6 protein-coding genes are annotated in these 8,687 nt (G+C 64.8%); 5 read left to right on the top strand and 1 reads right to left on the bottom strand.

Annotated elements, in window-relative coordinates; genetic code table 11:
• Positions 1-60 precede the first annotated feature (60 nt).
• The 5 genes from RT662_RS00410 to RT662_RS00390 all read left to right on the top strand — a co-directional run bounded on the left by RT662_RS00410 (position 61) and on the right by RT662_RS00390 (position 7,412).
• Positions 61-246, top strand: coding sequence for an Lrp/AsnC ligand binding domain-containing protein (locus tag RT662_RS00410; RefSeq protein WP_313668196.1), 186 nt, complete (start codon positions 61-63; stop codon positions 244-246).
• A 148-nt stretch (positions 247-394) separates the two neighbouring features.
• Positions 395-1,543, top strand: a complete 1,149-nt coding sequence (locus tag RT662_RS00405; protein WP_313668194.1) for a membrane dipeptidase — start codon at positions 395-397, stop codon at positions 1,541-1,543.
• A 3-nt stretch (positions 1,544-1,546) separates the two neighbouring features.
• Entirely contained in the window at positions 1,547-3,001 is a 1,455-nt protein-coding gene (locus RT662_RS00400; RefSeq protein WP_313668192.1) for a serine hydrolase domain-containing protein, read from the top strand.
• A gap of 31 nt (positions 3,002-3,032) precedes the next feature.
• Positions 3,033-4,982: a serine hydrolase domain-containing protein gene (locus RT662_RS00395; protein ID WP_313668191.1), complete on the top strand. Its 1,950-nt coding sequence runs from the start codon at positions 3,033-3,035 to the stop codon at positions 4,980-4,982.
• A gap of 120 nt (positions 4,983-5,102) precedes the next feature.
• Positions 5,103-7,412: a TonB-dependent receptor gene (locus RT662_RS00390; protein WP_313668189.1), complete on the top strand. Its 2,310-nt coding sequence runs from the start codon at positions 5,103-5,105 to the stop codon at positions 7,410-7,412.
• A gap of 80 nt (positions 7,413-7,492) precedes the next feature.
• Here the strand turns inward: RT662_RS00390 and RT662_RS00385 are convergent, their stop codons facing one another.
• Positions 7,493-8,644, bottom strand: coding sequence for a dipeptidase (locus RT662_RS00385; protein WP_313668187.1), 1,152 nt, complete (start codon positions 8,642-8,644; stop codon positions 7,493-7,495).
• Between the last annotated feature and the right edge of the window lie 43 nt (positions 8,645-8,687).

Raw genomic sequence — 8,687 nt, 5'->3', positions numbered from 1 at the left:
CAAGCCGTTGCACAACGCGCTCATATCAAATCAAAGGTGCAACTGTAATGCTAGGTAAAATTGTCGACCCGCGGCCGCACTCACCCCGAGGAGTTCACCGCCGCCATCCGCGATTTTCGCCAAGTGCCGGACTGCCAGGCGCTGATGAGATCGGTGGACTTCCTGGTACGGGTGCTGGCACGGAATATCCGCATCTATGAACGCTCTTTCTTCGCGAAACTGTCCCGGCAGGCCGGTATCCAGTAAGTGAAGTCAACGGTGGCGCTGTCGGAGATCGAATCGACCACCAGCCTGCTGCTGCCGGTTGCCGGCGGCTGATCGGCGGCGTTGACCTTCTCCGTTTGGGTTAGTATCGTCCTGATTAGAAAATTGAGGCAAGCAGGGGAGGCTGGCCATGCTGATCGATCGCAGGACGATGCTGGGGGCTGCAGTTGCCGCCGTGACGGTGCCCGCAATTGCGAAGGCTCCGGCCATTGCCAAGGCCAAGGTGCCGGTCAGCCCATGGTCGGGCAAGGCTTACAGCCCGCGCGCCATCACGCTGGTGCGCGAAAGCGTCGTTGTCGACATGCTGGCGCCGATCAAGATCGAATTCAGCCCCGGTTTCTACAGCAAGCCGCTGAGCGAGAAGGACGTCGCCGATTTCCGCAACAGCGGCATCAACGCCATCCACCATGCCGTCGGCCTGGGCGGCACGGATGCCTATACGCAGGCGATGGAATTCTTTGCCGTGTGGGGCAATTTCGTCGCCCGCAACAGCCATGTGCTGACCGGCGTCGGCAGCTTTGCCGATATCCTGCGTGCCAAGCAGGACGGCAAGGTGGCGGTGATCATGGGGCTGCAGAACGCCGACCATTTCCGCCGTCCCGCCGATGTTCAGACCTTTTATGAGCTTGGCCAGCGCTGCGCCCAGCTCACATACAATTCGCAGAACCGCATCGGGTCGGGCTCCACCGACCGGATTGACGGCGGCATCAGCGATTTCGGCGCCGCCATCATCGAGGCGATGAACAAGGTTGGCATGCTGGTCGACGTTTCGCACAGCGGCGATCGCACCACGCTGGATGCCATCCAGCTTTCGAAAAAGCCGATCGCCATCACGCACAGCAATTGCCGCGCACTGGTCGATCACCCGCGCGTCAAGCGGGACGAAGCGATCAAGGCGCTGGCGGCCAATGGCGGCGTGATGGGCATCACCGGCGTGCGGATGTTCGTGAAGAAGACCGACCCGACCACCATCGCCGATGTCGTCGATCACATCGATCATGTCGTGAAGGTCGCCGGGATCGATCATGTCGGCATTGGGACGGACAGCGACCTGAACGGTTATGACGACACCACGCCCGAGACCAACAAGATGCTGCGCGGGGCCTACAAGGATTCTTATGCCTTCCGCGAGAAGATCGACGTCGACGGCTTTGATCACCCGCTGAAGATGTATGATCTCACCGAGGAACTGATCCGCCGCGGCTATTCCGATGCCAATATCAAGGCGGTGCTGGGCGGCAATTTCCAGCGCCTGCTCACCCCGACCTGGGGCGGCTGAGCCGTGGCGCGTCCGCTGATCAGGGCGGCGCTGGCCGCGCTGGCTCTCTCCGCCGCGACCGCGCCGCTGCTGGCCGCGCCGGCTGCCACAACGGTCGCACCGGCGGAACTGGCTGGTTTCGTTGATGGCATCGTTGCCGAACAGATCGCCGCCCGCGAAGTCGCCGGCGCGGTGGTGACGGTGGTGCAGAATGGCCGCGTCGTGCTCAATCGTGGCTATGGTTTTGCCGATGTGGCATCCGGCGTGCCCGTTGATGCGACGCGCAGCCTGTTCCGCCCCGGTTCGGTGTCGAAACTCATCACCTGGACGGCGCTGATGCAGCAGATCGAACGCGGGCGCGTTGATCTTGACGCGGATGTGAACCGCTATCTGGATTTCACCATCCCGCCGTTCGAGGGCAAGCCGATCCGGGTGCGCGACCTGTTCACCCACAGTGTCGGCATGAGCGATGCGCCCGGCATCATCACCCGCGATCCAGCCAAGTTACTGACATTCCGCGACTGGATGAAGCGCAACATCCCGCGCCGTCTGTGGGCGCCGGGAACGGAGATCGCCTATTCCAACTATGGTGCGGCGCTGGCCGGCTATATCGTGGCCCAGGTGAGCGGCGAGGAGTTCGATCCTTATGTCGAACGCCACATTCTCGGCCCACTGAAGATGGATTCGACCTCGTTTCGCGAACCGCTGCGGCCGGCATTGGCACCTCGGATGACCAAGGGTTACCGTCTCGAAAAGGGGCGCTTTGTCGAGCAGCCGCCCGAACTGATCAGTGCGATCGCGCCGGCAGGCGCGGCTACCAGCAACGGGCCGGACATGGCGCGGTTCATCCGCATGCTGCTGGGCAAGGGCACGCTGGATGGCCAGCAGGTGCTGAAACCGGAAAGCGTGCGCTTCCTTCTTGCCGATGGACTGTCGAACGCGCCCGGTCTGCCCGGCATGGCGCACGGCTTCTTCGTCTTCCGCCAACAGGGTCCGCGCCTAGTCGGCCACGGTGGCAACACGGCGGATTTCCATTCGATCCTGGTGCTGGCGCCGGATGCAAACAGCGGCTTCTTCATTTCCGCGACCGGCGGCGTCGGCAGCTATGGCGCGCGCACCGAACTGGCCGATCTGCTGGTGGCCAAGCTGTTCCCCGATACGCCGATGGCGCGCCAGCCGCGCCCGGCGGACGAGCCGCAGCCGGCTGGGTCCTTCCGCGCCAACCGCCGCAATTACGATGCGCCGGTGCGCCCCGAATATGATGCGACTGTCGCCACTGCCGGTGCGGATGCGCTGACCGTCACCATGGAGAACAAGGCCAGCCATTGGGAACGCGTCGGCCCGCTGCTGTATGAGCGCGTCACCGCCACCGGCCGCGCCGGCCCGTTCGAACGGCTGCGCTTCGTCGAAGGCCCTGCCGGATGGCGGCTGGTGCTCGGCACCCAGCCGCACATGGCCTGGCATCAAGTTCAACCCTGATAAGCGCTATTGATTGCAAAGGATCTCCGCCATGCGTGCCACCTTCACCCGGCTCTGCGTCATGCTCCCCGCCGCGGCTTTGCTGGCGTTTGCGGCTGCGCCCGCCGCCGCAGCGTCGCCATCGGCCACATTCACGGCCCCGGCAGACTGGACGGCGAGCGGCGAAGCGGGTCTGGCCCGCTTCGCCGCGCCCGAAGCCAATTTCACGCTGACCGTGGTCGAGGTCGGCACCGCTGCCGATGCGCGCGCGGCGGTGCTGGCGGCCTGGGGCCGTGCCAAGCCCGGCTTTGCGCCTGTGCCGGCTGTGGTCAACGCGGCCGGCGCTGGTGATGGCTGGGATGAACGGGTCAGCTTCCAGTATGAAACCCCGCCCGCCGAAGGCAGAATCCGCGTCGCCAGCGCCCAGCGCGCCGGCGCGGGCTGGACCGTGCTGCTGATCGACGGCGCGATGGCGACCTATGCCAAGCGATCGGCCGCCGTGGGCCAGGTGCAGCAGAGCCTGCGCCCCGCCGGCTATGCGCCAGAGAATTTCGCCGGCAAACCGGTGCATCACCTGGCTCCCGATCGCGTCGCGGCGCTGCGCCAGTTCGTCGCCGATTCCGCCAAGGCGCTGGGCGTGCCAGGTGTTGGCTTGGCCTTCATCGATGGCGGCAAGGTGGTGTGGCAGGGCGGCGTTGGCGTGCGCGCGCTGGGTTCGAGCGAGCCAGTGGACGAACACACCAAATTCATGGTTGCCTCCAACACCAAGGGCATGGCGACATTGCTGCTGTCGATCCTTGCCGATGATGGCAAGCTGCGCTGGGATCAGAAGGTCGTCGATCTTTATCCGCAGTTCCGCCTTGGCAGTGACGAGGTGACGAAATCGGTGGAGGTACGCCATCTTGTGTGCGCCTGCACCGGCCTGCCGCGCAAGGATTTCGCCTTCATCCTGGCCGAACCGGGCGCGCCGGCATCCGATACGTTCGTGCAGCTGGCGCAGACCATGCCGACCAGCAAGTTCGGCGAATTGTTCCAGTATAATAATCTGATGGCCTCGGCGGCCGGCTATCTGGGCGGGGCATTGAGCTATCCCGGGATGGAACTGGGCGCGGCGTTCGACAAGGCGATGGAAGCGCGCATCTTCGGCCCGCTGGGCATGAAGGACACCGGCTTCGATTTCCAGCGCGGCATGGCCGGCAACTGGGCGCAGCCGCACGGCATGGGCCTTGATGGCCGTACCTATCTGTTGTCGAATGATTTCAACGCCACAGTCTATCCGCACCGCCCGGCCGGCGGCGCGTTTTCGACGGCGGCGGATATGGCCCAATATGCCCTGCTCGAACTCACCAAGGGCGTCGGCCCCGGCGGCAAGCGCGTGGTGAGCGAGGCCAACATCACCGAGCGCCGCAAGCGCGGCGTGCCGGTGGGCGAAAACATGTGGTATGGCATGGGCCTGTTCGATCGCGTCGCCTGGGGCGTGCCGGTTGTCACCCACGGCGGCACGCTGCAGGGTTATCACAGCAACTTCTATGCATTGCCCGATGCCGGCATCGGCGCCGTCATCCTCACCAATGCCGATCCCGGCGCGGCCATGCTGGGGCCGTTCCTGCGCCGCCTGATGGAAGTGGTCTACGATGGCCGCCCCGAAGCCGCGGCCGATATCGCCGCCGCCGCCGCCCGCCAGCAGACCCAGGTCGCTGCCCGCCGTGCCCGGTTGACCCTGCCCGGCGATCCTGCGGTGATCGCTGGCCTGGCGCCGCGCTACCGCAGCCCGGAAGGCCTGATCGTCAACATCAGCCAGCGCAGCGGCCAGCCGTGGCTGAAGGCCGGTTTCGTCGAAGGCCCGTTCGCCACCCGCAAGAACGCCGATGGCACCTTGTCGATCGTCTCGTCCGGGCCGGGGCTGGTGGGTTTTGACGCGCAGGTGGGCAGCAAGGACGGCGTGCGGACGCTGACCGTGCGCGATGCGCAGCATGATTATATATACGCCGAACAACGTTGAGCAGTGGCCTTGACGCAACGGCGGCCAGAATCCTGCAACACTTGTCCTGATTGGGATTGATTTCTCTCATCGGACGTGATGCATCAAAGTTGTTAGCATATTCCAAGAGGGGGAAGCGCTGTGAAGAAGCAAGTTCTGCTGGGGTCGGTCGGAATCGCGATGCTGCTGGCGGGGGCGCCGGCGCTGGCCGCCGATGCCGATGACGACGCTGCTGCCAAGGAAATCATCGTCACGGCCCAGCGCCGCCAGCAGACGATGATCGAAGTGCCGCAATCGGTTTCGGTCGTGAATGGCGAAGCGCTGCAGCGTCAGCAGGCGGCAAGCTTCCTGGATTATGCGGCGCTGGTGCCGGGCTTCACCGTCACCCAGGCCAACCCGGGGGAATCGCGGCTGATCCTGCGCGGCGTCAACACCGGTTCGGTCGGGTCGACCGTCGCGGTTTATGTTGATGACGTGCCGTTCGGTTCCAGCGGAAGCCTTTCCAACGGCGGCGTTCTGGCCGGCGATTTCGACACGTCGGATATCGAGCGTGTGGAAGTCCTGCGCGGCCCGCAAGGCACGCTCTATGGCTCCAACGCGCTGGGCGGCGTGCTGAAATATGTGACGGCCAAGCCCAAGCTGGGCACGGTCGAGGCGGCAGGCCGCATTGGCGTTGAAGATACCAAGGGCGGCGGCAGTGGCTGGCTGACCACGGGCGTCGTCAACCTGCCGGTGGGTGACAAGATCGCCGTTCGCGCCAGCGGCTATTACCGTTCCAACCCCGGCGTGGTGGATGCCGCCGGCCGCAATGCCACCGGTGTCGACAAGAACCAGAGCTATGGCGGCCGCGTGTCGGTGCTGTTCCAGCCGACCGACAATTTCTCGGCCCGCCTGTCGGCCCAGATGCAGAATATCCGTGTCGACAGCCCCGGCAGCTTCACGGTTGATCCGCTGTCGGTGCGCCCGGTCAACCCGGTTACCGGCATCAGCACCGGCGGCCAGCGCGTGCGGTACGAGCGTTATCCGGAACTGAACGAACTGGATTATCGCCTGTATAGCGGCGTGCTGGATTGGGATCTGGGCTTTGCCACCCTGACCTCGGTGACGAGCTATGCCGAACAGAACCAGCGCCAGATCAGCGACGTCAGCACCAACGCGGCGCGTAACACGGCGCAGGCGGTTTATGGCGGCACCCCGCCGACCACTGTCGGCCTGTTCTTCCAGAACGATATCAGCCTGGAAAAATTCACGCAGGAAGTGCGCCTGGCGTCGCCCGATGGCGGCACGTTCGAATGGCTGGTCGGCGGCTATTACACCCATGAAGACAGCGCGCTGGTTCAACAGTTCGCGCCGTTCAACCTGACGACGCGGGCGATCATCCCGGCAGCCGGCACCTTTGGTCCGTTCACCTTCACCAAGTTCGTGACGGCGGGCATCCAGGCCAAATATGAAGAAATCGCCGTGTTCGGCAGCGGCACGCTGCACGTTTCGGACCGTTTCGACATCACGGCCGGCGGGCGTTACAGCCGCAACAACCAGTCGTCGGTGCAGTCGGTGATCCAGCTGGGCAATGGCAGCCCGCAGAACGGCAAGTCCGATGAAGGCGTGTTCACCTGGTCGGTAGCACCGCGCTTTGAAGTCAGCGACAATTTCTCGATCTATGCCCGTGCGGCCAAGGGCTACCGCCCCGGCGGCCCGAACTTCATCCCGCCCAATGCGCCGGCCAGTTTCCCGACCCAGTTCGGCGCCGACACCATTGTCAGCTATGAAATGGGCGTCCACTTCCAGAGCAGCGATCGCAAGCTGACCCTGGATGCGGCGGCCTACACGCTGGATTGGGACAATGTGCTGATCACCTCGACGGTCACCACCGCGGCCGGCCCGGTGGGCGTGAACAGCAATGGCCGTCGCGCCCGCAGCCAAGGCTTTGAAGCCAGCGCCACCCTGCGCCCGACGAAGGGCCTGACCATCGGCCTGAACGGTGCCTTCACCGATGCCAAGCTGCGGGATGACACCATCCCGCCGGGCGGTGGCCTGAACCTCACCGGCGGTCTGGCCGGCGATCAGCTGCCCTATTCGCCGCGGCTTTCGGGCAATGTGAGCGCCGATTACGAATGGACCGTTGGTGATGGCGCGATGGCCTATGTCGGTGCCAGCGCGCGGATCATGGGTGATCAGACCGGTGGCTTCAACGCCGCTTATCGCACCGCCTTTGGCCGCCGCATCCAGATCGACAGCTACACCGTGGTCGACGCCCGCGCCGGCATCGATTTCGGCAAGCTTTCGATCTCGGTGTACGCCCGCAACCTGTTCAATTCCTATGGCGTGGTGAGCGCCGGCGAATATCCGTTCGCCGTTCCGGCGGCGATCGGTGGCGCTGGCTTGCCGCTGATGGCTGCCAACACCATCCGTCCGCGCGTTCTGGGGGTGACCCTGGGCGCACGCTTCTGACACGAAAAAGGACGGCCGGCGCATCACGCGCCGGCCGCTTCTTCCTCAGGGCCGGAGCTTGGTGCTCCGGCCTCTTTTTTTCAGTTTTGCGCCGCCGATACGATGCGCAGCACGTTGCCGCCCCACATCTTGGCCAGATCGGCGTCGCTGTAACCGGCGGCGCGCAGGCGCTCCGTCACCTTGGGCAGGGCCGAGATATCCTCATAGCCGGCCAACCCGCCGCCGCCGTCCCAATCGGCGCCAAAGCAGAGGTGATCAACGCCCGCGACCTTGATGGCGCGCAGCACCATCGTCATGTACGCCTCGAAATCGGCGGCCCACATCGGCTCGGTCTTGTCGAGCGCGCGCCATTTGCGCACCATCTCGGCCTGCTCGGCCGGGGTCAGCTTGTCGCTATGCTCATACTGGCCGAACACCTCGGCGCGCGCGGGAGTCATGTTCATGGTCGACATGAAGATGGTGGAAATGCACATGGCGCCGCCCTTGGCCGCCAACTGTTTCAGGCGGCCTTCATCCAGGTTGCGTGGATGATCGAACGTCGATCGCAAGCTGGAGTGCGACAGCAGGATCGGCCGTGTTGACAGCGCCAGCATCTGATCGAACGCCGCGTCGGAAGCATGGCTGGCATCGATGGCGATGCCGAGCCGGTTCATCTCCTTCACCCACTGCTTGCCCAACGGGCTCAAGCCGCCCCATTTCGCCGTATCGGTGGCGGAATCGGCGAACTGGTTGTTGGCCGAGTGCACCGGGCTGGCCAGCCGCACGCCGCGGCGGTGGAACTCCGCCAGCAACGACAGGTCTTCGCCCAGCGGATAGCTGTTCTCCATCGATTTGAAGGCGATCAGCTTGCCGGCCTTGTCGAGCCGGCGGGCATCAGCTGCGGTCAGCGCAGGTGCGATGGCCTTGCCATTGGCCGCAATGGTGCGGCCAATCAGGTCGGATCGGCCCCGTGCAAACGCCAGCGCATTGGCATAGCCCTTGGCCGTCAGCGGCCCCTGTTCGGTGTAGATGGCAAAGAAGCCGCCATCGAGCGCGCCATCCTGCATGCGCGGAATGTCGAGCTGGGCGATATCATTGGCGTAACTGTGGCGCGTCGCGAAATCCCAGCCCGGCCGCGCAAAGCTCATCCCGGTGTCGAGGTGGGTGTCTAGCGTCAGAAAAGCGCTGTGCGGCGCCGGCGCCGCCGTGGCCGCACTGGCCAGCAGCAGCGCCGGCAGTAACAGCGCCTTCACTTGCCGCCCTCCACCGGTTTCAGATCGAGATCGTGATAATCCC

The sequence above is a fragment of the Sandarakinorhabdus sp. genome (genome assembly GCF_032115815.1).
In the GTDB taxonomy this organism is placed as follows: Bacteria; Pseudomonadota; Alphaproteobacteria; order Sphingomonadales; family Sphingomonadaceae; genus Sandarakinorhabdus.
The sequence above is the reverse complement of the archived record's forward strand: the minus strand, read 5'-3'. Positions and strand labels throughout refer to the sequence as shown.